This window comes from Streptomyces sp. Ag109_O5-1 (assembly GCF_003814875.1).
In the GTDB taxonomy this organism is placed as follows: Bacteria; Actinomycetota; Actinomycetes; order Streptomycetales; family Streptomycetaceae; genus Streptomyces; species Streptomyces sasae.
Genome location: NZ_RKQF01000001.1, coordinates 123,011 through 149,765, shown reverse-complemented (window position 1 = coordinate 149,765; position 26,755 = coordinate 123,011). Strand labels below are relative to the sequence as shown.

Genomic DNA, 26,755 nt, shown 5'->3' with positions numbered 1-26,755 from the left:
CCGGCTCTAACGGGCAGCTGACGCTGCCGGATGGGCACCCCTTGGAAGGGTTTGCCTCCCGCGTAACGGTGTGCTCGCCCACACCCCGCGGAGCGTGAGGCAGGCACCCCGCACCACGATCAGAGCAAGATCAAGGGGTGCGTCATGGCCAAGGCCTTTCAGTCGAGGTGGCGTCAACTACTGGGCATCGGACGGAACACAGCGCGCCGTGTCGCCGCTGCCCTGCTGCTCGATCCGACCGTACCGGTGGGCAACTTCCCCACCGGAGTCGCGATCAACTCCGCCGGCACGTTGGCCTACGTTGCCAACGAGGGCGACGACAGCGTCAGTGTCATCGACACCGCCACCAACGCCGTCATCGCCACCATCAACGTCGGCAGTTCGCCGTTCGGCGTCGCGGTCACCCCTGACGGCGCGTTCGTCTACGTCACCAACGTCGCCTCCGACAGCGTCAGTGTCATCGACACCGCGACCAACGCGGTCACCGACACCGTCAGCGTCGGCATCTCGCCCTTCGGCATCGCCATCAACGCCGCGGGCACCCTTGCCTATGTCGCCAACGTCGGTGACAACACCGTCAGTGTGATCGACACCAGCACGAACACCGTCGTCACCGATATTCCCGTTGGTGCCAACCCGTTCGGTGTCGCGCTCACCCCTGACGGTGCGTTCGCCTATGTGACCAACAACGCCTCCGGTACTGTCAGCGTCGTCGACACCGCCACCAACGCGGAGATCGACACGATCGCCGTGGGCACCTCCCCCACCGGGGTCGCGATCACCTCCGACGGCGTGCTGGCCTATGTCACCAACAACAGCGACAACACCGTCAGCGCGATCGACATCGCCACCAACACGGTCAGCGACACCTTCGACGTCGGCTCCGCGCCCACCAGCGTCGCGTTCACTCCCGACGACGCGTTCGCCTATGTGACGAACAACGCCTCCGACACCGTCAGCGTCGTCATCACCGCCACCAACGACGTCACCTTCGACATCCCCGTCGGCTCAGGGCCCTTCGGAGTGGCGATCACTCCGGACGGCGAGCACGCCTATGTGACGAACAACGCCTCCGACACCGTCAGCGTCACCGACACCGTCCCCTTCCCGACCACCACCACCCTCACCTCGGCTCCCGACCCCTCGGCCTTCGGCGAAGCGAAGGTCCTCACGGCCACCGTCACCTCGTCCACCGGGACGCCCGACGGAACCGTCACCTTCCTCGACGGCGCCACCCCCCTCGGCACCGTCACCCTCGCCGGGGGAGTCGCCACCCTCACCACCTCCAGTCTCGCTGTCGGCAGCCACTCCCTCACCGCCGACTACGCCGGGAACGTCAACTTCAGCGTCTCGACGTCTGCGGCGGATATCCAGACGGTGAACGCCGCGGACACCGCAACGACCCTCACCTCGTCGCCGGATCCGTCGGTGTTCGGTGAGGCGAAGGTGCTGACGGCGACGGTGACGGCGGTTGCGCCGGGAAGCGGGACGCCGACGGGGTCGGTGTCCTTCCTGGACGGGGCGACCGTGATCGGTATCGGCACCCTGGACGGCGGCGGTGTGGCCACGTTCAGCACCTCCAGCTTGAGTGCGGGCACGCATTCACTGACTGCCGTCTACGCGGGTGACGGCAGTTTCAATGGTTCGACGTCGCCGGTGGACACGCAGACGGTGACTGCGGCGAACACGACCACGGCGCTGACGTCGTCGCCGGATCCGTCGGTGTTCGGTCAGGCGAAGGTGCTGACTGCGACCGTGACGGCTGTCGCGCCCGGGGCAGGTGTTCCGACGGGGACGGTGACGTTCTTCGACGGCATGACGTCGTTGGGGACGGGCACCCTGGACGGCAGTGGGGTGGCGACGCTGAGCGTCTCCAACCTGAGCGTGGGCGCACACTCGTTGACGGCCGGCTATGCCGGCACCGCCGACTACAACAGCTCGACCTCCGCGGTGGACTCCCAGACGGTGACTGCGGCGAACACGACCACGGCGCTGACGTCGTCGCCGGATCCGTCGGTGTTCGGTCAGGCGAAGGTGCTGACTGCGACCGTCTCGGCTGTCGCGCCCGGGGCAGGTGTTCCGACGGGGACGGTGACGTTCTTCGACGGCATGACGTCGTTGGGGACGGGCACGCTGAACGGCAGTGGGGTGGCGACGCTGAGCGTCTCCAACCTGAGCGTGGGCGCACACTCGTTGACGGCCGGCTATGCCGGCACCGCCGACTACAACAGCTCGACCTCCGCGGTGGACTCCCAGACGGTGACTGCGGCGAACACGACCACGGCGCTGACGTCGTCGCCGGATCCGTCGGTGTTCGGTCAGGCGAAGGTGCTGACTGCGACCGTCTCGGCTGTCGCGCCCGGGGCAGGTGTTCCGACGGGGACGGTGACGTTCTTCGACGGCATGACGTCGTTGGGGACGGGCACGCTGAACGGCAGTGGGGTGGCGACGCTGAGCGTCTCCAACCTGAGCGTGGGCGCACACTCGTTGACGGCCGGCTATGCCGGCACCGCCGACTACAACAGCTCGACCTCCGCGGTGGACTCCCAGACGGTGACTGCGGCGAACACGACCACGGCGCTGACGTCGTCGCCGGATCCGTCGGTGTTCGGTCAGGGGAAGGTGCTGACGGCGACCGTCTCGGCTGTCGCGCCCGGGGCAGGTGTTCCGACGGGGACGGTGACGTTCTTCGACGGCATGACGTCGTTGGGGACGGGCATCCTGGTCGGCAGTGGGGTGGCGACGCTGAGTGTCTCCAACCTGAGCGTGGGCAGTCATGCGTTGACCGCGGCCTACGGTGGGGACACCAGCTACAACGGTTCCACATCGCCCATCGACACGCAGACGGTGAATGCCGCGGACACTGCAACGGCGCTGACGTCGTCGCCGGATCCGTCGGTGTTCGGTGAGGCGAAGGTGCTGACGGCGACCGTCTCGGCTGTCGCGCCCGGGGCAGGTGTTCCGACGGGGACGGTGACGTTCTTCGACGGCATGACGTCGTTGGGGACCGGCATCCTGAACGGCAGTGGTGTGGCGACGCTGAGTGTCTCCAACCTGAGCGTGGGCAGTCATGCGTTGACCGCGGCCTACGGCGGGGACACCAGCTACAACGGTTCCACATCGCCCATCGACACGCAGACGGTGAATGCCGCGGACACGACCACGGCGCTGACGTCGTCGCCGGATCCGTCGGTGTTCGGCGAGACCAAGGTGCTGACTGCGACCGTGACGCCTGTCGCTCCTGGAACCGGTGTTCCGACGGGGACGGTGACGTTCTTCGACGGCATGACGTCGTTGGGGACCGGCACCCTGGACGGCAGTGGTGTGGCGACGCTGAGCGTCTCCAACCTGAGCGTGGGCACACATCCGTTGACCGCGGCCTACGGCGGGGACACCAGCTACAACGGTTCGACGTCGCCGGTGGACACGCAGACGGTGAATGCCGCGGACACCGCAACGGCGCTGACGTCGTCGCCGGATCCGTCGGTGTTCGGTGAGGCGAAGGTGCTGACGGCGACGGTGACGGCGGTTGCGCCGGGAAGCGGGACGCCGACGGGGTCGGTGTCCTTCCTGGACGGGGCGACCGTGATCGGTATCGGCACCCTGGACGGCGGCGGTGTGGCCACGTTCACCACCTCCAGCTTGAGTGCGGGCACGCATTCACTGACTGCCGTCTACGCGGGTGACGGCAGTTTCAATGGTTCGACGTCGCCGGTGGACACGCAGACGGTGAATGCGGCGAACACGACCACGGCGCTGACGTCGTCGCCGGATCCGTCGGTGTTCGGTGAGGCGAAGGTGCTGACGGCGACCGTCTCGGCTGTCGCGCCCGGGGCAGGTGTTCCGACGGGGACGGTGACGTTCTTCGACGGCATGACGTCGTTGGGGACGGGCACCCTGGACGGCAGTGGGGTGGCGACGCTGAGTGTCTCCAACCTGAGCGTGGGCAGTCATGCGTTGACCGCGGCCTACGGTGGGGACACCAGCTACAACGGTTCCACATCGCCCATCGACACGCAGACGGTGAATGCCGCGGACACTGCAACGGCGCTGACGTCGTCGCCGGATCCGTCGGTGTTCGGTGAGGCGAAGGTGCTGACGGCGACCGTCTCGGCTGTCGCGCCCGGGGCAGGTGTTCCGACGGGGACGGTGACGTTCTTCGACGGCATGACGTCGTTGGGGACCGGCATCCTGGACGGCAGTGGGGTGGCGACGCTGAGCGTCTCCAACCTGAGCGTGGGCACACATCCGTTGACCGCGGCCTACGGCGGGGACACCAGCTACAACGGTTCCACATCGCCCATCGACACGCAGACGGTGAACGCGGCGAACACGACCACGGCGCTGACGTCGTCGCCGGATCCGTCGGTGTTCGGCGAGACCAAGGTGCTGACTGCGACCGTGACGCCTGTCGCTCCTGGAACCGGTGTTCCGACGGGGACGGTGACGTTCTTCGACGGCATGACGTCGTTGGGGACCGGCACCCTGGACGGCAGTGGTGTGGCGACGCTGAGCGTCTCCAACCTGAGCGTGGGCACACATCCGTTGACCGCGGCCTACGGCGGGGACACCAGCTACAACGGTTCGACGTCGCCGGTGGACACGCAGACGGTGAATGCCGCGGACACCGCAACGGCGCTGACGTCGTCGCCGGATCCGTCGGTGTTCGGTGAGGCGAAGGTGCTGACGGCGACGGTGACGGCGGTTGCGCCGGGAAGCGGGACGCCGACGGGGTCGGTGTCCTTCCTGGACGGGGCGACCGTGATCGGTATCGGCACCCTGGACGGCGGCGGTGTGGCCACGTTCACCACCTCCAGCTTGAGTGCGGGCACGCATTCACTGACTGCCGTCTACGCGGGTGACGGCAGTTTCAATGGTTCGACGTCGCCGGTGGACACGCAGACGGTGAATGCGGCGAACACGACCACGGCGCTCACTTCGTCGCCGGATCCGTCGGTGTTCGGTGAGGCGAAGGTGCTGACGGCGACCGTCTCGGCTGTCGCGCCCGGGGCAGGTGTTCCGACGGGGACGGTGACGTTCTTCGACGGCATGACGTCGTTGGGGACGGGCACCCTGGACGGCAGTGGGGTGGCGACACTGAGCGTCTCCAACCTCAGCGTGGGCACACATCCGCTGACCGCGGCCTACGGTGGGGACACCAGCTACAACGGTTCGACATCGCCGACGGACACCCAGACGGTGAACGCCGCGGACACCACCACGGCCCTCACCTCGTCGCCAGATCCGTCGGTGTTCGGCCAGACCAAGGTGCTGACGGCGACCGTCTCGGCTGTCGCGCCCGGGGCAGGTGTTCCGACGGGGACGGTGACGTTCTTCGACGGCATGACGTCGTTGGGGACCGGCACCCTGGACGGCACCGGGGTGGCAACGCTGAGCGTCTCCAACCTCAGCGTGGGCACACATCCGCTGACCGCGACCTACGCCGGGGACACCAGCTACAACGGCTCCACATCGCCCATCGACACGCAGACCGTGAACGCCGCGGACACCGCAACGACACTGACGTCGTCGCCGGATCCGTCGGTGTTCGGTCAGGCGAAGGTACTGACGGCCACGGTCAGTCCAGTGGCCCCTGGCGGGGGTATCCCGACGGGGACGGTGACGTTCTTCGACGGCATGACGTCGTTGGGGACCGGCACCCTGGACGGCACCGGGGTGGCAACGCTGAGCGTCTCCAACCTCAGCGTGGGCACACATCCGCTGACCGCGACCTACGGCGGGGACAGCAGCTTCAATGGTTCGACATCGCCGGCGGACACCCAGACGGTGAACGCGGCGAACACGACCACGGCCCTCACCTCGTCGCCGGATCCGTCGGTGTTCGGTCAGGGGAAGGTACTGACGGCCACGGTCAGTCCAGTGGCCCCTGGCGGGGGTATCCCGACGGGGACGGTGACGTTCTTCGACGGCATGACGTCATTGGGGACCGGCACCCTGGACGGCAGCGGAGTGGCGACGCTGACTGTCTCCAACCTCAGCGTGGGCAGTCATGCGTTGACCGCGACCTACGGCGGGGACAGCAGCTTCAATGGTTCGACATCGCCGGCGGACACCCAGACGGTGAACGCCGCGAACACGACCACGACCCTCACCTCGTCGCCGGATCCGTCGGTGTTCGGTGAGGCGAAGGTGCTGACGGCGACGGTGACGGCGGTTGCGCCGGGAAGCGGGACGCCGACGGGGTCGGTGTCCTTCCTGGACGGGGCGACCGTGATCGGTATCGGCACCCTGGACGGCGGCGGTGTGGCCACGTTCACCACTTCGACGCTGGGGGCAGGGACTCATTCACTGACCGCTGTCTACGCGGGTGACGGCAGCTTCAATGGTTCGACGTCGCCGGTGGACACGCAGACGGTGAACGCGGCGAACACGACCACGGCCCTCACCTCGTCGCCGGATCCGTCGGTGTTCGGTCAGGGGAAGGTACTGACGGCCACGGTCAGTCCAGTGGCCCCAGGCGGGGGTATCCCGACGGGGACGGTGACGTTCTTCGACGGCATGACGTCATTGGGGACCGGCACGCTGAACGGCAGCGGAGTGGCGACGCTGACCGTCTCCAACCTCAGCGTGGGCAGTCACTCGCTGACCGCGACCTACGGCGGGGACAGCAGCTTCAATGGTTCGACATCGCCGGCGGACACCCAGACGGTGAACGCCGCGGACACCACCACGGCCCTCACCTCGTCGCCGGATCCGTCGGTGTTCGGCCAGACCAAGGTGCTGACGGCGACCGTCTCGGCTGTCGCGCCCGGGGCAGGTGTTCCGACGGGGACGGTGACGTTCTTCGACGGCATGACGTCGTTGGGGACCGGCACCCTGGACGGCACCGGGGTGGCAACGCTGAGCGTCTCCAACCTCAGCGTGGGCACACATCCGCTGACCGCGACCTACGGCGGGGACACCAGCTACAACGGCTCCACATCGCCGGCGGACACCCAGACGGTGAACACGGCGAACACCACCGCGACCCTGACGTCCAGTCCGGATCCGTCGGTGTTCGGCCAGACCAAGGTGCTGACTGCGACAGTGACGCCTGTCGCTCCTGGAACCGGTGTTCCGACGGGGACGGTGACGTTCTTCGACGGCATGACGTCGTTGGGGACGGGCACCCTGGACGGCAGTGGTGTGGCGACGCTGAGCGTCTCCAACCTCAGCGTGGGCACACATCCGCTGACCGCGGCCTACGGCGGGGACACCAGCCACAACGGCTCCACATCGCCCATCGACACGCAGACGGTGAACGCGGCGAACACGACCACGGCGCTCACCTCGTCGCCGGATCCGTCGGTGTTCGGCCAGACCAAGGTGCTGACTGCGACAGTGACGCCTGTCGCTCCTGGAACCGGTGTTCCGACGGGGACGGTGACGTTCTTCGACGGCATGACGTCGTTGGGGACCGGCACGCTGAACGGCAGTGGTGTGGCGACGCTGAGCGTCTCCAACCTCAGCGTGGGCACACATCCGCTGACCGCGGCCTACGGCGGGGACACCAGCCACAACGGCTCCACATCGCCGGTGGACACCCAGACGGTGAACAAGGCGAACACCACCACAGCCGTCAGTTCGTCGCCGAACCCGTCGGTATTCGGTCAGTCGGTCAACCTGACGGCCACCGTCGCCGTGGTGGCGCCGGGCGGTGGTGTCCCGGGCGGGACGGTCACCTTCTTCGTCGGTGGCATCCCGCAGACGCCCGCAGTGCCCCTGAACGGCAGTGGTGTGGCGACACTGTCCATCTCCACCCTGAGCGTGGGCACCCGCAGCGTCAGGGCCAGCTACAACGGCAGCGCCGGCTACAACACCTCAACTTCGCCCACGATCAGCCAGGTCGTGAGCAAGGCCAACACCAGCACGACCCTGACGTCGTCGCCGGATCCGTCGGTGTTCGGCCAGACGAAGGTGCTGACGGCGACCGTCTCCCCCGTGGCTCCAGGAGGAGGCACGCCCATCGGCACGGTCTCCTTCTTCGACGGCATGACGCTGCTCGGCACCGGCACCCTCTCCGGAGGCGTCGCGACCCTCAGCACTTCCGCCTTGGCCCTGGGTAGTCATTCACTGACTGCGACCTATGGCGGAAGTGCGAACTTCAACGGTTCGACGTCGCCCGTGGACACGCAGACGGTGAACCCCGCGAACACCACGACGGTCCTGACCTCGTCGCCCGACCCCTCGGTGCTGGGTCAGGCGAAGGTGCTGACGGCCACCGTCTCGGCCACAGCGCCGGGAGCCGGTACACCGTCCGGTACGGTCACATTCTTCGACGGCATGACGTCGTTGGGGACGGGCGCGTTGGACGGCAGTGGTGTGGCGACGCTTTCGGTCTCCAACCTCAGCGTGGGCAGCCATACGCTGACCGCGACCTACGGCGGAAGTGCGAACTTCAACGGTTCGACGTCGGCCGTCGACACCCAGACGGTGAACCCCGCCAACACCATGACGGCCCTGACCTCCAGTCCGGACCCGTCGGTGACCGGTCAGGCGAAGGTGCTGACGGCCACGGTGACGGCAGTGGCGCCGGGGACAGGCACGCCGTCCGGGTCGGTGACGTTCTTCGACGGCATGACGTCGTTGGGGACGGGCACCTTGGACGGCAGTGGTGTGGCGACGTTGAGTGTCTCCAACCTCAGCGTGGGCAATCACTCGCTGACCGCCGCCTACGGCGGTAGCGGGAGCTACAACGGTTCCACGTCGTCGGCGGACACCCAGACGGTGAACAAGGCGAACACCACCACAGCCGTCAGTTCGTCGCCGAACCCGTCGGTATTCGGTCAGTCGGTCAACCTGACGGCCACCGTCGCCGTGGTGGCGCCGGGCGGTGGTGTCCCGGGCGGGACGGTCACCTTCTTCATCGGTGGCATCCCGCAGACGCCCGCAGTGCCCCTGAACGGCAGTGGTGTGGCAACGCTGCCCATCTCCACCCTGAGCGTGGGCACCCGCAGCGTCAGGGCCAGCTACAACGGCAGCGCCGGCTACAACACCTCAACTTCGCCCACGATCAGCCAGGTCGTGAGCAAGGCCAACACCAGCACGACCCTGGTCTCGGCGCCCAACCCGTCGATGTCCGGCCAGTCCGTCACTCTGACGGCCACGGTCGCGCCGGTGGCTCCTGGCGGGGGTGTTCCGACGGGGTCGGTGTCCTTCCTCGACGGCATGACGTTGTTGGGGACCGGCACCCTCTCCGGAGGCGTCGCCACCTTCAGTACCTCCAGCCTGAGCGTGGGCAGTCATTCACTGACCGCGGCCTACGCAGGAAGCGGGAGCTACAACGGTTCGACGTCACCGGCGGTCACCCAGACCGTGAGCTGACGTCCTGAACGATCTGCGCCCCGGTCGGTCTCGTGTCGGCCGGGGCGCGGGCGTGCGCGCCGTCCTGCTCCGGTCCTTGCCGCACGGGCCGTGGCCCTGGGGCGACGGCCTCGTCGCGTGGACGTGGTCCAACCGGCTCCGCACGCCCATCAGCCCCCGCCGGGCGCTCCGGGCGGAGGCTGCGACGACCGGGTCTGGGCCGCCCGCAGGCGGACAGCGCTGCCAGGGGACGGGCAGCCCCGGGGGACGCTTCCGCGGACGCCGCAAGCCGGGCTCACCCTCTGGCCACCTGGCCACCAGACAAGAGAGGCGAGCCCGGGGCCGGTTGGTGTGCAGGGTCAGTTCGAGCAGCCCGGTACGCTGCCCAGAGGACGGCAGTTGTTGAGGGTGTTGTCCTTGACACTGACCCCGATCAGGGACAACGTGCCGGCACCATTGAAAATGCCACCGCCGTCGGGGGCCGAGTTGCCGGTGATGCTGCTGGCGATGATCGTGGTCTTCCCGCCGGCGGTGAGGACGCCTCCACCCACGCCATTGGGCGCCTTGTTCCCACTGATCGTGGTGCCGATCAGCGTCGCGACGCCTGGGCCGGTGGAGATACCTCCTCCCGTGCCCGCGGTGTTGTTGCGGATGGCGCCGCCGACCACGGTGAGGGTGCCGGCGTTGAGGATTCCGCCGCCGGGGCCGGGGGTATTCCCGCCGCTGACGTTGATGGCGGTGAGGCTGAGGGTGCCAGTGGGCGCGACGCCGAAGATGCGGAACTGGGCGGCGGCGTTCGCCGCGCGCGTGATCGTGGTGTTGAAGCCGACGATGCGGACGTTACCCACGATGTCCGGCAGTCCGTTCTGGGGGCTCGTCGGATCCACCGCGGTCAAGGTGTAGGTGCAGCCGGGCATGAGGGTGACGTCGCCGCCTCCGGGGGCAGTATTGGCCTGGGTGATGGCCGCCCGCAGAGCGGGGATGTTGTTGCAGGGGACGAGGGTGGCGGCGTCGGCCTGCGTGGGGATCAACGCGACGCTCAGGGCCAGGCCCGCAGCGGCGCACAGGCTGGTCAGCGTCAGAGGTGCTTTCATGGGGGCTTCCTCGGGTGTTGCGTGGGATGAGAAGGATCGCCACTATTCACCTCCAGTGATCCTTTGATCGCCTTGAGTGACTGCATGGCGCACCTCCAAAGAAACCTCCAGGGCGTGCGCCCTCGCCACGTGGGCACGCCATTCGGGTGGACGGTTCGGGTGCCGTGCGGCGGTTCCCGCGGGGGTGGGGCCGTAGGGAGGCGGCGTGGGTACCGCCCGGGCCTGTGTGGGTGCCGGCTGCGTGTGCCAACCACCATGAGACAGCCAACGTCCCTCGACTCCGACGGAGCCAAAGCCCGAAGGGCATATTGATCCGAAACGGTAGGCGTTATGGGTCATTGTTCCTTGTGTGAGTGGACTGGTGGGGGACGCAAGGCAGTTGTCGCCGTCGGCGCAGGAGGCCTTTCGGCTGCGCGCGGTGGCCGCGTTGGTGGCGGGCCGGACACGCGAGGATGCTGCCGCGGTGTTCCAGGTCTCGCTCAAGGCCGTGGACAAGTGGTGGGCGAAGTGGCTGGCAGGCGGGCGCGAGGCACTCATGGCCCAGCCGCGCGGGCGTCGGGTCGGCGAGCACCAGGTGCTCGATCGAGGCGAAGAAGCTCTCCGGCACTACGTCGGCCTTTACCGGCCAGAGCAGCATGGACGAGGTATCCGGCAAGCCAGGCGTCGCCCACTGGCCCGGCCGATTAATTCACCTACACGTCCCTGGAGTCCTAGTTCTAGTACCAATGCCGTGTAGTCAGGCGTGGGGCTGGTGTGTCAAGGCGTGCGGGTGGTGAGGACGTCGATGCTGACCGTGCCTTTGTAGCCGGTTCGGTCGACGATGCCTCTGGCGTTGTATCTCGAGATGGCGCGTTTGACGACGCGTGGCCGGGTGCGGATGCGTCGGTCGGGCATGAGGCCGGCCAGGACCCGACGGCCGATGGTGCCGACGAGGTCGACGGTTGTGCTGATGACGCCTGCGGCCTGAATGAGCAGGTCGCGGGCGGTGTTCAGGGCGATGGAGAAGCCGGCCCGATCGGGGTCGGTGCCTGGGCGGGCGGTGGTGGCGTCCGCCATGGCCAGGCGCAGGACCTGGTAGGTGATCAGTGTCGCGAAGACTTCCTGGGCGACGCCGGCAGGGGTTCGGGCACGCAGGACCCGGCCGCCGAGAATGGTGGACTTGATCTCCAGGTAGGAGGTCTCGACCTCCCACCGCTCGTGGTACGGCCTGATCAGCTCGCCTGCGGGGTGGGCGTGGGAACCGGTCAGAGTCGTGACCAGGCGGTAAGCGCCGGTGCGGCGCCCCTGAGAGGTGCTGACGGTGATTTCGCGGTCGATGACCCGGACGGGGACGGCTCCCAGCCTGGACAGGTAGGAGCCGTCGGGGAAACGTTCCAGGACCGGCGGTCTGCGGTGCTCTTTCACACGGACGAGGACGTGAGCGCCTGTCCGTGTGATCGACTCGACCAGGGCCTGGACGGCGAAGTTCCGGTCCAGCAGCACGATCATGCCCTCGTGCAGGCTGCGGACCAGGCGCGGGGCATAGGACGTATCTCCGTTCACGGTCGGCCCGAACACTGTCAATCCCCTCGAATCGTGGAGACCTTCCTATGCAGCCAGACCCTCACCGAGGATGGCCCAGTAGTCGTGTTCGTAGTCGATCGGGCTCTTGAAGCCGCACACGCTGTGTAGCCGACGGTTGTTGTAGAAGTCGGTGATCCAGGTCGCGATCCGGATCCGGGCGTCGACAGCCGCCGGTCCCCGCCAGGGTGGACCGCTTCGACGGTCGGGGGTCGGGCCCCCGGGGGCGTGGAACGATTTGCGTGGGGCACTCGATCGGGTGCTTCTTTCCCCGACTCCCGGTCGAGGAGTCGCACATGGGTACGGCTACGGCTATGAGTGTGGACGAACACAGCGGCCGGACGATCACCACCCGCGTTCCGGCCCGTCTGGACCGGCTCCCGTGGTCCCGCTGGCACTGGACGATCGTCATCGGCCTCGGCACGGTCTGGATCCTGGACGGCCTGGAGGTCACGGTCGTCGGCAACATCGCCGGTCGGCTGTCCGAACCGGGCAGCGGCCTCGCGATCTCCTCCGGCCAGGTCACCGGCACGGCCGCGGCACTGTATGTGGCCGGCGCCTGTGTCGGCGCGCTGTTCTGGGGCCGCCTGACCGACCGCCACGGCCGCAAGAAGCTCTTCATGATCACCCTGGCGGTGTACCTGTCCGCCACCGCCCTCACCTCGGTCTCCTTCGCCCCCTGGTGGTTCCTCGTCTGCCGCTTCCTGACCGGCTTCGGCATCGGCGGCGAGTACGCGGCGATCAACTCTGCGATCGACGAACTGATCCCGGCGCACTACCGCGGCCGCGTGGACCTGATCATCAACGGCAGCTTCTGGGTCGGCGCGATCGGCGGCTCACTGCTCTCGATCGTCGCCCTGAACACGGACTTCCTGCCGAAGAATGCGGGCTGGCGGCTGACCTTCGCACTCGGTGTCGTCCTCGGCCTGGTCATCCTCCTCGTGCGGCGGAACGTCCCGGAGAGCCCGCGCTGGCTGCTGATCCACGGCAGGGAGGAGGAGGCGGAGGAGATCGTCACGTCGATCGAGCGGCGGGTGGCGGCCGAGAAGGGCGAGCCGCTCCCCGAACCGGCGGGCGAACTGGTCGTCCACCAGCGCCGGAGCATCACGTTCGGCGAGATCGCCCGCACGGTCTTCCACGACTACCGGCCCCGGGCCGTCCTCGGTTTCTCCCTCTTCATCGGCCAGGCGTTCCTCTACAACGCGATCACCTTCGGCTTTGGCGCGATCCTCACGACCTTCTTCGACGTGCCGACCGGCCGCACGGGCTACTACTTCGTGGTCATCGCGGTGGGCAACTTCCTGGGCCCTCTGCTGCTGGGCAAGCTGTTCGACACGGTGGGCAGGAGGGTGATGATCTCGTCGACGTACCTCCTCTCGGGTCTGCTCCTCTTCCTTACGGCGTGGCTGTTCGGCCGGGGCGTGCTGTCGGCCGGGACGCTGACGGCGTGCTGGTGCGCGGTCCTGTTCTTCGCGTCGGCGGGTGCGTCCAGCGCGTACCTCACGGTGTCCGAGATCTTCCCGATGGAGACGCGGGCGATGTCGATCGCGTTCTTCTACGCGCTGGGCACGGCGGCGGGCGGCATCAGCGGCCCACTGCTCTTCGCCGGCCTCACGGGAACGGGCAAGGTGGCCGACACGGTGCTGGCGTTCCAGATCGGGGCGGGGCTGATGTGTGCGGCGGGGCTGGTGGCGGCGGCGCTGGCGGTGAACGCGGAGCGCAGGCCGCTGGAGGAGATCGCGACGCCGCTCACGGCTGCGCCGGGCGGGGCGACGAAGGCGCCGGTATAGGGAGTTCCCCGTGCCAACGGGACTGACTGTCCGGGGCGCACCGCTCCACGCCGAGCACTTCCTTGCGGCCGCTGCCATCGCGCTTGTGTACGGCTCCGGCCAGCCGCAGCAGCATGCCCCTGCCCACGCAGATGCCAACCGCTGCCGCCAGGCGGGCTGCTGCCCGACCGGGCTGCGTCACGGTCCTGGCTTCGAGGCGCATGCAGAGGCGTCCCTGTCGCCTTCTGGAGCGCTCCTGCGGTGGCGCAGCGCCCACAATGCGACGGGAGCCCCCGCCGCGACCAGCGCCGCAGCGAAACACAGACCGGCTTGGTAGCCGGAGAGAAAGGCACCCGAGCCATCGGCCCCGGCGGAGCCTGCGGCTTGTTCCACGAACGACACAATGGCGCCCACCAGGCCGATTCCGACGACTCCGGACGCCTCGCGGGCGGCGCTGAACAATCCGGCCGCGATTCCGGAAAGATGATTCGGCGAGGATTCCAGAGCGCGGGTGGTTAGGGGAACGGCCAGCGCAGAGCCGAAACCGATAAATGAAAGGCCGGGCAGAATATCAACGAGCTTTCCTCCCGAACTACCCAGCGTGACCATCAGCAACCCCAGGCCGACCAGGAGCAGACCCGCAGCGGAGATCCGGCCTTCTCCCCAGCGCCGCGCCATACGCGAAATGAATGGGATGGTGGCGATCAGGGAAAGGGCAACGGGCATGAATGTCAGACCGGCCTGCGTCGGGGCGAGGCCGAGGCCGTTCTGTAGAAATTGGGACGTGAAGAAATAGACTCCGCTCACGCTCAGACCCCACAGCAGTTGAGTAATGATTCCGCCGACGAAAGGGCGTTGCCGGAGGAGGGGGCGCAGCACGGTGTTCCGGCACGAAGTCAGTTCGTAGCACAGGCCGACGGCCGATGCGACGACGACGCCCCCTGACGCGGCGACAGGAAGGGCGTCGAAGCCCTGCTCAGGCCCTTCGATCAGGCAGTAGGCGAGGGCTGCCAGCGAGCAACAGGCCAACGCGATGACGCGGAGCGAGAGTGTGGCCGAGGCCGGGGACGTGGCACGGAGCGAGGGTTTGGGTCGGGGGACAAGAAAGCCGACGAGGAGACTCACACAACCCAGCGGTAGGTTCATGGCAAAAACGGACTCCCAGCCCAAGTGCTGTGTCATGACACCAGAGACCACAGGGCCGCAAGCCAGCGCTGACGCCAACGTGGCAGTGGTGGCGCTGAAGGCGGCATTGCGCACGTGAGGCGGCAGATCGTGCGACTGGACCGCCAGTGAGGCCGGCAGGATGAGCGCAGCGCCCACTCCCTGCAGCCCCCGGCAGGCGATCAGTGCCATCCCGGAGGACGCCGCACTGCACCCGACCGATGCGACGGTGAAGAGTGCGACACCGAGCGACAGAGTGGCATGCCGCCCGACGGTGTCCGAAAGATGCCCGCCCAGCAGCAGAAGGCTCGCAAGAGTGAGAGGGTAGATGGCCGCCACCCATTTGAGATCGGCTTCGCTCAACGCGAGTTCAGCCTGGATCTGAGGCAGTGTCACATTGACGACAGTGTTGTCCAACGCAGTCATGAAGGACGGCAGTAGTACGGCCACGAGGATGGCGAGGACACGTAGTCGGCTCACGGTACCTGCCTTGAGTAGCGCCGACAGTGGTAAGGGGCAGCCACGTTCCGCGAGCCCTTCTTCGTACTCTGCCCAGTGGGTGTGACAGGCGCGACTCCGGGGCGCCCTGATTACGGCATCCGGTGTGGGGAAAACGCCGCTCGTTTTCCGGTGGGTCGCCCGGACGGTACTTCCGGAGTGGCGCGGCCTCCACGGTGCCCCTATATGTATTGATGGTCACCACCACTGCCACCATGCATTGGGGATGGATGGCGAGCGGTGACATCCGTCGCCAATTCTCCGGAATGGCTGACGGCCGAGGGGCCCCGCTGCCTGTCGAGAACGAAGGTTCGGTGAATTCATGCTGAAAACCATGGAAGACACGATCAGTCATCATCTCACTCGGGCCGCGGAGCAGGCCCCCGCCGAAAATGCGTTTACTTTCGTGGACTTCAGTACCGTTCGCGAAGGAACCCCCGCCTCTCTGACGTGGCGCGAACTGGAGACGAGGGTCCGTACCCTCGCGGCGGTACTGCGTCACAGCGGTGCGGCCGGCGAGCGGGTGGCCCTCGTGGGGCCGCAGAACCTGGACTACGTCGTCGGCTTCCTCGCGGCCACGTGCGCCGGTGCGATCGCCGTTCCCCTGTTCCCCCCGACTCTGCCAGGCCATGCGGAGAAACTGGCCGCCGCGCTCGCCGACGCCGACCCGGTGCTCGCTCTCACCAGCCCCGACTCGCTTCCGGCCGCGGAGAAGTTCTGCGCCAACCAGGACGGCCTCCGCGTGCGTGTGTCCACCGAGGAGGACCTGCTCTCGGGCTCGGCGGCATGGGCCGAACCAGCGGACGGTGAGTATTCTCATCCGCGCGCCGAGGAGTGCGCCTACCTGCAGTACACCTCGGGCTCCACCCGCATGCCGTCCGGCGTGGAGATCACCCACGCCAACGTCTGCGCCAATGCACGCCAGGCGCTGAAGGCGTACGACATCCGAGCCGGGCGCAACTGCACCGTCGGCTGGCTTCCCCTGTACCACGACATGGGGCTCGTGCTGGCGATCGTGCTTCCCGTCGTCGGCAACGTCCACTCTGTGTTCATGGATCCGCTGGCCTTCGTCCAGCAGCCCGTCCGCTGGCTGCGGCTGCTCAGCGAACATCCGCGTGCGCTCACCGCCGCCCCCAACTTCGCGTACGACTACTGTGTGCGCCGCGTCACCGAGGAGGAGCGCGCAACGCTGTCGCTGGGGTCGGTGACCGCCATGATCAACGGCAGTGAACCCATCGCCGAGCAGACGCTCCAGCGGTTCCAGCAGGCCTTCGCCCCAGTCGGCGCGGTCCCCACGGCGATGCGTCCGTCCTACGGGCTGGCCGAGGCGACCGTGTTCGTATCTGCCTCACCGGCCGGTGAGGAACCGACCGTCACCTCCTTCGACCGCGACGCGCTGGCGGCCGGCACCGCCCGGCCGGCCGGGGGCACCGAGGAACAGGCCGTGAGCCGCCTGGTCGGCTGCGGGCGGCCCACCGACCAGGAGGCCGCCATCGTCGACCCGGTCAGCCTCGTCCGGCTGGAGGACGGGCGTGTGGGCGAGATCTGGCTGAGCGGCCCCAACATCGGACGCGGCTACTGGGGAAGGCCGGAACAGAGCGGGGCGACCTTCCGTGCCGCCCTCCACGGCGACAACCCGGGCGAGGGGACGCAGCACTGGTTGCGCACCGGAGACCTCGGGGTGTGGCACGACAACCACCTCTACATCACCGGTCGCCTCAAGGATCTCGTGATCATCGACGGGACCAATCACTATCCGCAGGACATCGAGCACACCGTCGAGAACGCCCACCCGGCGATCCGCCGCCATCACACCGCGGCGTTCTCCATCCCCACCGACGACGGAGAACGCCTGGTCGTCGTAGCCGAGCACGCCCGTGACCTCGCGGAACCCCACAGAGTCCGGGACGAGGTGACGCGCGCGGTACGTGCAGCGGTGTCCGCCGGTCATGCCATCGCGATGCACGACTTCGTCCTTGCCCAGCCCGGCACCGTACCCCACACCACCAGCGGGAAGGTCGCCCGCGGCGCTTGCCGTGAGCGTTACCTCCGGGGTGCCTGGTCCTCCGACACGCACGTGCAGAAGGAGACCGGCGACGTATGAACCAGCCAGGCGGACATCAGGAGCGGGTTGAGGACAACGCCGAGGCCTCCACTTCCATCATGGACGGCCGCTCCGGATCGGGCGCTGTCGAGCTGCGGAGCACACTGGTGCGGCTGGTGTCGGACATCAGCGGCATCTCGCCGGAACAACTCGACGACGGCCGGCCTCTGGCGGAGTACGGTCTCACCTCCCGCGACGCCGTCGGACTGACCGGCGAACTCGAGAAGATCCTGGACCGTTCACTGTCGGCCACGCTGCTGTGGGAGTACCCCACCATCGGACAACTCGTTGCCGCCCTGGTGAACGCCGGCCAGACCGATGCCGCGCAGTCGGACCGGCAGCCCCGTACGCCCGATGAGGCGGCCGCCACTGCCCGCATCGACGACGACGCCATCGCCGTCATCGGTATCGGGTGCCGTCTGCCCGGCAACGTGCACGGGCCGGACGCGTTCTGGGACCTGCTGATGGCGGGATCGGACGCGGTCGGCCAGGTGCCCGAGAAACGCTGGCCGAACTTCGCCGGCACGACGCCCGAGGTCACCGCCCTCATGGAAGCCACCACACGGTGGGGAGGCTTTCTCGACGACATCGAGGCGTTCGACGCCAAGTTCTTCGGCATCACGCCCCACGAGGCCGAAGTCATGGATCCTCAGCAACGGCTGCTGCTCGAAGTCGCCTGCGAGGCACTGGACCACGCGGGCGTACCCGCCCCCGCCCTGCAGACCACGTCCACCGGCGTCTTCGTCGGCCTGAGCGCCCTCGAATACGGGCATCTGACCACCTCGGACCCCGCGCGACTGACCGCGTGGACCGGCACCGGAGCCGCCGGCAGCATCGCCGCCAACCGCGTGTCCTATCTGCTCGATCTGCGCGGCCCCAGCATCACAGTCGACACCGCCTGTTCGTCGTCTCTCGTGGCCGTGCACCTGGCTTGCCGCAGCCTGCGCAGCGGGGAGTGCGACACGGCACTGGCCGCAGGAGTCAATCTCCTTCTGTCCCCGGCGGTCACGGCCTCGCTCGACCAGGCCGGCGCACTGGCCGCGGACGGCAGGTGCAAACCCTTCGACGCCGCGGCGGACGGATTCACCCGCAGTGAGGGCTGCGGCGTCGTCGTGCTCAAGCGGTTCGCCGACGCCCGGCGCGACGGCGACAGGGTGCTCGCCGTCATCAGGGGCACCGCGATAAACCAGGACGGGCGCTCGGCGGGTCTTATGGCACCCAACCCGGCGGCGCAGGAAGCGCTGCTGCGCGACGCTCTGCGCGACGCACGCGTCAACGCGACCGAACTCGATTACGTCGAGGCGCACGGGACCGGCACCCTTCTGGGAGACCCCATCGAGGGGAAGGCTCTCGGAGCGGTCGTCGGACGAGGCAGGCATCCCGACCAGCCACTGCTGATCGGATCGGTCAAAAGCAATCTGGGCCATCTCGAAGGCGCGGCCGGCATCATCGGCCTGATCAAGACGGCGCTGGCCCTGCATCACGGCAGCATCCCTGCCAGCTTGCACTACAACAGCCCCAACCCCCACATCGACTTCGACGAGTTGGGCCTGCGCGTGGTCACCGAACCGACCGCATGGCCCACCGCCGGGGATCGCCCGGCGCGCGCCGGTGTGTCGGCCTTCGGCTTCGGCGGTACGAACGCCCACGCCGTACTCGAGCAGGCGTCCCCGACCGGCGCGCATCCCACGCAGGCCGACGACGAAGAGGCCGGCCACCCGCACATCCTGGTGGTGTCAGCCCGTTCCTCGGACCGGCTCGCCGACGCGGCCGCGAGTCTGTCGCAATGGGTGGCAGCCGACGACGCGCCCGCCCTCACCGACATCGCCCACACGCTCGCCTCGCACCGCCGTGGCCCGTCCTGCGCCGCCGTCGTCGCACGGACCCGCTCCGACGCGGCTGCCGGGCTGGCCGCCTTGGCCCGGGGGGAGACGGTACCCGGCGTGGTGGCCGCGTGCACGGACGCACGAGCGGCGCAGTCGTTCACAGTGCAGCGACCGGTTTTCGTCTTCTCCGGTTACGGCTCACAGTGGGAAGGCATGGGGCGGCGCTTGTTGACCGACGACGCCGTCTTCGCCGCCCAGGTATCCGAGCTCGATACGCACTTCCTTGCGGAGACCGGCTCCTCCCTGACCGACATGCTGCTCATGGCCGATTTGGCCAAGACAGCGGACCGGATCCAGCCGCTGATCTTCGGAATCCAGCTGGCCCTGGCGCGGACCATGCAGGCCCACGGCGTGGAACCCGCCGCCGTCATCGGACACTCGATGGGCGAGGTCGCAGCCGCCGTGGTCGCCGGGGCTCTCGACGACCGAAACGGAGTGCGGGTCATCGTCCGCCGGTCGGCCCACCTCGCCGTCCTCGAAGCCACCCAGGCAGGCGCGATGGCCGCGGTGGAGCTGCCCGTAGAGTCCCGGACGGCCGTCCTCAGCCGCTTTCCCGGTGTCGAGGTCGCCGTTCACTCCTCGCCCCAACGCTGCACGGTGGCCGGCCCGGCCCAAGCGGTGCGCGACCTGGTGGAGGAGCTGACCGATCAGGACCGGCTCGCCCGACTGTTTGAGCTGGGCGGAGCCACCCATACAGCCTTGGTCGATCCCATCCTGGCGCCACTGAGCGAGGATCTTGCCGACCTGTGCCCGCACCCACCCGCCACACCCTGGTACAGCACAGTCCTCGATGATCCCCGCGCAGACGCGGCAGCCGACGCGAGCTACTGGTGCGCCAACGTGCGCCGCCCAGTGCTCCTGCAACAGGCGGTGACAGCGGCAGCCGAGGACGGCCACACCCTGTTCCTGGAGATCTCGCCCCACCCCATCGTCGTCGTCCCCCTTGCGGAGAGCCTCGACGCCACCCCTGCGGGGGACCAGGCACTGATCCTCCCGACCCTCCGCAAGAACACCGACGACGCCGTCCAGGCACGAGTCGCGCTGGCGCAGCTGCACTTCGCCGGCGTCCCGCTGAACCCTGGGCTGTGGCCCGCCGGTACGCGCACCGCACTGCCCACGCCCGCGTGGCGGCATGAACGGTTCTGGTTCCCCCGCTCCGCCCGATCGACCGAAGCCGGTGGCCATCCCCTGCTGGGGGTGCGCACCGACGACCCGAGAACCGGCGCGGTGTTGTGGCAGGGAGACGTCGGCACGAGCGCGCACGGCACTCGCGCCACGGTCCACGGCAGAGCGGTGCTGACCCTCGCCGAGGCAGCGGAGCTGATGATCGAAGCCGGCCTGGACCTATGGGCCCGGGAGGGCATCACCCACCTCGGCATCGAGGACCTGCGGATCCACCGGTGGCTCGCCATCTCCAGCAGCACCCCCCTGACCACGGTGTGGGAACCGGACTCCGGCACACACGGAACCATCACCCTCCACGCCCGTGGCGCCGAGACCGTTTGGCATTGCTACGCCTCGGCCCGCGTCACCCGTGCCCCGGAACTCCAGGGCGAGCCTCACCCCGAGCCGGAAACGAAGCCGACGCTCACCCGGCACTTCATGCCCGAGGACCACCGGTCCCCTCACCGGTCGTCCTACGCGCATGTCCTGGCCGCCATGCTGGAGGCGCAGCGTGCCGCGGACACACCGCCGGGCGGCGACCGCGCCGTCCAAGCCGCCGCACATAGCGTCCCGGTCGGCGTAGGGTCCCTGCTCGTCAAGGGGCCGGGCATCCTTGACACCGGCTACGACATCAGTTGCACGCCCGCCGGCGGCGCCGGCCCGACAGACGCGGACGTCGACCAGTGGCATGTCTCTGCCCGGGGCGACACGAGCGAGATCGTCGCCCGGTTCGTTCAGCTGAGGCCCGTCGAGCGGCAGGAAGTGCCGCGGTCCCTTGAGACGAGCACGTACGGTATCCAGTGGGAGAAGTCCACCGTTCCCCTGCCGTCGCTGCATCTGCGGCGTGCATTGCTCATCAGCGACGAACCGGACGCCACGGCCTCGCTCTCGGCAGCCCTGGAAGCCAGCGGTACCGACATCACGGCGACCGATACCCGGGACGACGCCTGCGACGCCGTACTGGACGCCTGGCTGGAGAGTCCGCAGGACGGTCAGAGCGCCGTAATCCTGCTCTTCCAGCAGGACGAACGCGACGACGACATGCGGTCACTGCACAGGGCGGCACAGTTGGCGCGCCGCCTGGCCGGCGCAGCGCACCGGCAACCGCCACGCCTGTGGATGGTCACCGTGCTGGCACAGGCTACGGGGTCCGGGGAACCAGGGACGCCGTCTCTCGCCTGCCTGCGTGGACTCGTCCGGGTTCTCGCGCTCGAACACCCCCAGCTGCGGGCCTCGCTGGTAGACATCGACAAACAGCCCGGAGCGCTCGACGACCTTGCCCGCGAACTCCTCGCGGGCAGCGACGCGGACGAGATCGCCTGGAGGTCCGGCACACGCCTCACCGCGCATCTCGCCCGGGCCGACCTCAGCGCACAGCGCAACGACACCGTGGCTTTCACCCGCCCCGACGGCGCGTACATCATCACCGGGGGCCTGACGGGACTGGGCCTGGCCACGGCGAGCCGGCTCGCCGAGCAGGGTGCCGGGCGCATCGTTCTCAACGGACGCCGTGCCCCGGGACCCGAGGCCCAGGCCGTCCTGGCCGAACTGCAGGAACGGGGGACATCCGTTGCCGTGGTCCAAGGGGACATCGCGGACCTCGACGTGGCCGCGAACCTGGTGCGTGCCGCGCTCGCCGACGGCCACACCCTGCGCGGCATCGCGCACTGTGCCGGCGTCCTGCACGACGGCGTGATCACCGACCTGGAACCGGCGGATATCGACACGGTGCTGCGGCCGAAAGCCGTAGGAGCCCGGAACATCGAGGCGGCTATCGCCGACCACGATCTGGACTGGTGGGTGATCTACAGTTCCGCCGCGGCACTGCTCGGCTCACCCGGACAGTCCGCCTATGCGGCTGCGAACGCCTGGCTCGACGCCGCGGCCCAGCGCCGCAGAGCCAGCGGCCTGCCCGCGACCTCCATCGCCTGGGGCCCCTGGGAGAACGTCGGCATGACCGCCGGGAACCAGGTGCTGGCGTTGGAGCCCATCCAGGTGAGCGAAGGAATGGACGTCCTGCAGGCACTCGTCACCCTGAACTGCGCGCACGTGGGCGTCGTCCACCTCGACGCGGAGCGCGTGCTGGAGGCGTTCCCCGGCCTGTCCGCCATCCCTTTCTTCTCCGGCGTCCTCGAAGACGGTTCACCCGGCGCCGACGACTGGGTCGGCCCACACGGCATCGGGGCTCTCGGCAGCTCCGCCGCAGACACGGTGTACACACGCCTGGTCAGAAGAACGGCGGCCATCATGGGATTCGCGGCCGCCGAGCTCGGCGAGACGGTCCCGCTGACCGACCTGGGCTTGGACTCCCTGGTGGCGGTACGCGTCCAGAACACGCTCCGCCAGGACTTCGGCGTCGACGTGCCCGCCTCCCGGTTGCTGCGCGGCGCCAGCCTGCGTGAAATCGGACGCGCGGTACTCGAACAACTCGGGTTGGACGCCACGGAGCCGGCGGCCGGTTCCCAGCCGGCGGCGTCCGAGGGCAATTGCCGGGCCGAGCCGTCCACACTCACGCTGCCGAGTGTCCTCAACCCCAGGGACGCTGCGGAGCGGTTGGTCGCGAGCTCCTGGGCCGAAGTCCTGCAGCAAGGGCCGAGGGACGTCCGGGAGGACTTCGTCACCGCCGGCGGAGACCGCGACGCCGCCGCAGCCATGGCGGACGTCATTCGTCGGCGCCTCGGCGACGACATCGAGTTGAGCCTGACGGCCGACGCCATCCTGGCCCAGCGCACCGTCGCAGCAGTCGCCGAACTGATCCGGCCCGTCGTCAACCGAACCGGTCGGTCGGCACTCACCACCCTGCGTCCCCCCCTCCCCGGGCCGGAACGGCCTCCGCTGTTCACCTTCCACCCCGCCGGTGGCCCGACCTCCGTCTACCTGCCACTGACGGGGCTGCTGCCGGCCGAGCAGCCCGTGTACGGCCTGGAACGCGTCGACGAGCTGAGCACCATGGAGGAGAAGGCGGCCCACTACCGCACACTCATCCGTGACATCCAGCCGGAAGGGCCCTACCACCTGCTCGGCTGGTCCTTCGGAGGGTGTCTCGCCTACGAAGTGGCGCTTCAATTGAGGGAAGCGGGACAGGACATCGGGTCTCTCGGGCTGATCGACACCGTCCTGCCCCCCGTCCTGCCGGAACCGGAATCACGGGAGTTCCTGCTCGAGCGTTTCGGTCGTTTCGCCGAATACATCGAGAAGACGTACGGGCACCGCCTCGACTTGCCCTACGAAGAGTTGGCGGCCACCCCGGACGATCAGCAGATCGACGTCGTCATGCGTCTGGTTGCTGAGGCGGGACTCGACATGAGCCCAGGGATCATGGAGCACCAACGGACCTCGTACATCGACGCCCGTGTCGGCGAACGGTATGTCCCCCGCCCCCAGGAGGGCCACGTAGTGCTCTATCGCGCCAAGCAACCGCAACAGCTCACCGCCGCTTTGGACCCGCGCTACCTCCGGCCGGACGCCGACCTCGGGTGGGCGCCGCTGTGCCCCACCCTCGAGATCGTCCCGGTCGACGGCGACCATCTGTCCGTCATCGACCCCCCGCACGTCCAGACCATCGCGCAGCACGTCACCCGGGCCATGGGGTGGCCCACCCGGTGATCGGCGCACCGTGCCTGTTCCGCAGGCTCACCTGTGGAACAGGCGCAGCCGCTTTTCACCTGCCAGAGCACGGCCTGCGAGCGGGTGATGCCGGGTCCGGTACCCCGCGAGCGCAGCTCGGCTGTACGGATCATTGCCCTTCGTTGAACGGAGTGTCTGCTGGTGGTAATCAGATCATTTCGTCATACTCCTGCCCGTGTGGGTCACTTTTCTGAAGTATGCGAAAAAGAGTTTGGTCTGCCTCTGGCTCGCCGCGGCTTTTCTCTCGACCGAGGCGCACGCGGCTGAGTGGAAACCGGACGCCTCTCCCTGGCCTCACCATGCGGAGGCCCGTGTCACTGGCATGAAAGTCATCGACAAGCGAATGCGCGATCTCATGGTCAGTTCTCCGGCGATGGGAATGTCCATTCCGGTCCGCATCATTCTTCCCGTGCACTGGAGGGAAAGGCCGGAAGCCACCTTTCCGGTTGTTTACTTGTTCCACGGCGGCGACGACGACTACACGTCCTGGACGCGGGAGACAGACGTGGAAGCGTTGGCGAAGGAATATGACGTGCTGGTCGTCATGCCGGACGCCGGAAGGAACGGTTACTACAGCGACTGGTTCGCCGGTGCTCCCCGCTGGGAAACCTTTCACACCCATGAACTCGTGCCGCTGATGGAAAAGAAGTTCCGTGCCAGCCACTCACGAGCTGTCATGGGACTGTCCATGGGGGGTTTCGGCGCGCTCAACTACGCGGCGCACAACCGGGGAATGTTCCGTTATGTGGCCTCAATGAGCTCTTACGTGGATCTGAACGACCTTGCCGTGCGCCTGGAACTCGCCTTTGGTACCGGGAAGGAGGGTATCGATATTAAAGACGTCTGGGGAGACCCGGTGAAGAACGTCGAAGTCTGGCAAGCCCACAATCCTGCTGCAATGCCGTGTGCCTTCCGTGGAATGCACGTCTATCTCTCCGCGGGCAGCAGCCAGTCCGGACCGCTGGACGGGGGACGCCCCGCCGATGTTTGGCTGGCGAGCGTGCTGGGCGAGGCACCGCTGTCGGGTCAGATCGAGAGATTCGCGTGGTCGCTCCGCTCTGCGGGCGTCGACGTCACGACGCATCTGTACACACCGGGGACGCATTCCTGGCCCTACTGGCAGGCGGAGTTGCACAGCATCTGGCCGTCGGTCATGAAGTCGATCGGGGCGTGATGTCATGCGGCAAGTGGCGATTTTCGCCGCGGGATCCCGCGGCGACGTCCAGCCCTGCCTGGCACTGGGGCGAGCACTGCTCCGTCGGGGCGACACTGTGAGGATCCTGGCCAGTCTCCGCTATCGGCGTCTGATCGCCGATGCGGGCCTGGATCTTCATCCCCTTCCGGTCGACCCGGTGGAGATCGTCGAGTCGGCCGAGGGCCAGGAACTCCTCGCCGGACGACGGAACCCGGTGGCGTTCATCCGGCATATGGACCGGGTCCTACGACCTCGCATGATGTCGATGCTTGAGGAGACGCAGGTCGGCACGAAGGGAGCCGACCTGGTTCTGGCACCAACCTTCAGCTTCCTCGGTCTTCACCTGAGCGAGTACCTCCAAGTCCCGCACGCCGTCATTCACTTCCAGCCGAGCCAGCCGACGAAGGTCTTCCCACACCCGTTCGCGCCGGCTGCCCGGATGCTGGGCGGCGTGGGTAACCGGCTCAGTTTCGGTGCCGTCGACCTCGGGTCCTGGATGGTGTTCCGGCGGTTCGTCAACGCATGGCGCCGGGAGAGTCTGGGCCTCCCGGAGTTGTCCCGGTCGGCCCCCTTCCGGCCGGTGCGCCAAGCCCCCGTGCTGTGTGCGTTCAGCCCCACCGTCGTGCCGCGGCCGTCCGACTGGGGACGGAACGTCCACGTCACCGGCTTCTGGCACCATGCGCAGCCACTGTGGACCCCCTCGCGACGACTGCTTGCCTTCCTGTCCGACGGCCCTCCACCCGTCTACGTCGGATTCGGCAGCATGAAAACCGGCGACCCCGAGGCGACCGACGCCCTCGTACGGACGGCCCTGCGTCGGGCGAACCTGCGTGGAGTGCTGCCGGGGGACCCCGCCACCAGCGAGGACGACATCCTCGTGGTCGGCGACACCCCCCACGACTGGTTGTTTCCCAGGATGGCCGCTGTCGTCCACCATGGCGGAGCCGGCACGACGGCCTCGGCACTGCGCGCCGGAAGACCCTCCCTGATCTGCCCGTTCTTCGGAGACCAGCCCTACTGGGCCGCACGGGTGCATGAACTCGGCGCGGGGCCCGCGCCGCTGCCGATCCGTAAGCTCACCGTTGCCGCCCTCGTCGATCGCCTGCACGCCCTCACCCGGCATGCCCCCTACACCGAGACCGCTCTCGGGCTCGGCCGGACCTTGGCAGCCGAGGACGGGGTTGCCCGGGCCTGTCAGGTCCTGGACAGGCTCGGAGTCGGCTCTGCGTGATCACGGCTGATCAGGACGTCCTGGAACGTTGCCGGTGCTGGGCTTGGGGACTTGCGCAGTTCCCGCTCGTTGACCTCGACGTCGATGTCCGATCGTGTCCCTCGGCGTGGTGTTGGCGATCAGCGGCTGGGAGTGCGCGGGCGTCTGCCCGGGGCGCACT

General features: G+C 68.2%; 10 protein-coding genes. 7 read left to right on the top strand and 3 right to left on the bottom strand.

Annotation, left to right across the window (positions count from 1 at the left end; genetic code table 11):
* Positions 1–144: 144 nt before the first annotated feature.
* Positions 145–9,324 carry an Ig-like domain repeat protein gene (locus EDD90_RS00650; RefSeq protein ID WP_123971221.1) on the top strand — a complete coding sequence of 3,060 codons (9,180 nt, stop codon included), beginning with the start codon at positions 145–147 and terminating at the stop codon, positions 9,322–9,324.
* Positions 9,325–9,662: 338 nt separating this feature from the next.
* Here EDD90_RS00650 and EDD90_RS00645 read toward each other — a convergent pair whose 3' ends face one another.
* Positions 9,663–10,397, bottom strand: a complete 735-nt coding sequence (locus EDD90_RS00645; RefSeq protein WP_123971220.1) for a hypothetical protein — start codon at positions 10,395–10,397, stop codon at positions 9,663–9,665.
* A gap of 349 nt (positions 10,398–10,746) precedes the next feature.
* Between EDD90_RS00645 and EDD90_RS56660 the strand changes: the two genes are divergently transcribed.
* Positions 10,747–11,133, top strand: a complete 387-nt coding sequence (locus EDD90_RS56660; RefSeq protein ID WP_311737192.1) for a helix-turn-helix domain-containing protein — start codon at positions 10,747–10,749, stop codon at positions 11,131–11,133.
* A gap of 20 nt (positions 11,134–11,153) precedes the next feature.
* Here EDD90_RS56660 and EDD90_RS00635 read toward each other — a convergent pair whose 3' ends face one another.
* Complete coding sequence (locus EDD90_RS00635; protein WP_185148828.1) at positions 11,154–11,939, bottom strand: transposase; 786 nt, start codon at positions 11,937–11,939, stop codon at positions 11,154–11,156.
* A gap of 332 nt (positions 11,940–12,271) precedes the next feature.
* Between EDD90_RS00635 and EDD90_RS00630 the strand changes: the two genes are divergently transcribed.
* The gene (locus EDD90_RS00630) at positions 12,272–13,747 is read left to right on the top strand and encodes an MFS transporter (protein WP_123971218.1); all 1,476 of its coding nucleotides are present in this window, start codon (positions 12,272–12,274) and stop codon (positions 13,745–13,747) included.
* Positions 13,748–13,924: 177 nt separating this feature from the next.
* Here the strand turns inward: EDD90_RS00630 and EDD90_RS00625 are convergent, their stop codons facing one another.
* Entirely contained in the window at positions 13,925–15,316 is a 1,392-nt protein-coding gene (locus EDD90_RS00625; RefSeq protein WP_123971217.1) for an MFS transporter, read from the bottom strand.
* A gap of 394 nt (positions 15,317–15,710) precedes the next feature.
* On the opposite strand from EDD90_RS00625, the gene EDD90_RS00620 reads away from it, so the two are divergent.
* From EDD90_RS00620 to EDD90_RS00605, 4 genes are all read left to right on the top strand, one after another.
* Positions 15,711–17,492, top strand: coding sequence for a fatty acyl-AMP ligase (locus EDD90_RS00620; protein ID WP_123971216.1), 1,782 nt, complete (start codon positions 15,711–15,713; stop codon positions 17,490–17,492).
* Complete coding sequence (locus EDD90_RS00615; protein ID WP_123971215.1) at positions 17,489–24,148, top strand: type I polyketide synthase; 6,660 nt, start codon at positions 17,489–17,491, stop codon at positions 24,146–24,148. The genes EDD90_RS00620 and EDD90_RS00615 overlap by 4 nt, the downstream gene beginning before the upstream one ends.
* A 196-nt stretch (positions 24,149–24,344) precedes the next feature.
* Positions 24,345–25,343 carry an alpha/beta hydrolase family protein gene (locus EDD90_RS00610; RefSeq protein WP_123971214.1) on the top strand — a complete coding sequence of 333 codons (999 nt, stop codon included), beginning with the start codon at positions 24,345–24,347 and terminating at the stop codon, positions 25,341–25,343.
* A gap of 13 nt (positions 25,344–25,356) precedes the next feature.
* Entirely contained in the window at positions 25,357–26,595 is a 1,239-nt protein-coding gene (locus tag EDD90_RS00605; RefSeq protein WP_221305055.1) for a glycosyltransferase, read from the top strand.
* Positions 26,596–26,755 lie beyond the last annotated feature (160 nt).

What these genes read in the sequence shown, in the direction of transcription:
- EDD90_RS00650 (WP_123971221.1), top strand. Translation starts at nt 145, where the DNA reads ATGGCCAAGGCCTTTCAGTCGAGGTGGCGTCAACTACTGGGCATCGGA.
- EDD90_RS00645 (WP_123971220.1), bottom strand. Translation starts at nt 10,397, where the DNA reads ATGAAAGCACCTCTGACGCTGACCAGCCTGTGCGCCGCTGCGGGCCTG.
- EDD90_RS00630 (WP_123971218.1), top strand. Translation starts at nt 12,272, where the DNA reads ATGAGTGTGGACGAACACAGCGGCCGGACGATCACCACCCGCGTTCCG.
- EDD90_RS00625 (WP_123971217.1), bottom strand. Translation starts at nt 15,316, where the DNA reads ATGACTGCGTTGGACAACACTGTCGTCAATGTGACACTGCCTCAGATC.
- EDD90_RS00620 (WP_123971216.1), top strand. Translation starts at nt 15,711, where the DNA reads ATGCTGAAAACCATGGAAGACACGATCAGTCATCATCTCACTCGGGCC.
- EDD90_RS00615 (WP_123971215.1), top strand. Translation starts at nt 17,489, where the DNA reads ATGAACCAGCCAGGCGGACATCAGGAGCGGGTTGAGGACAACGCCGAG.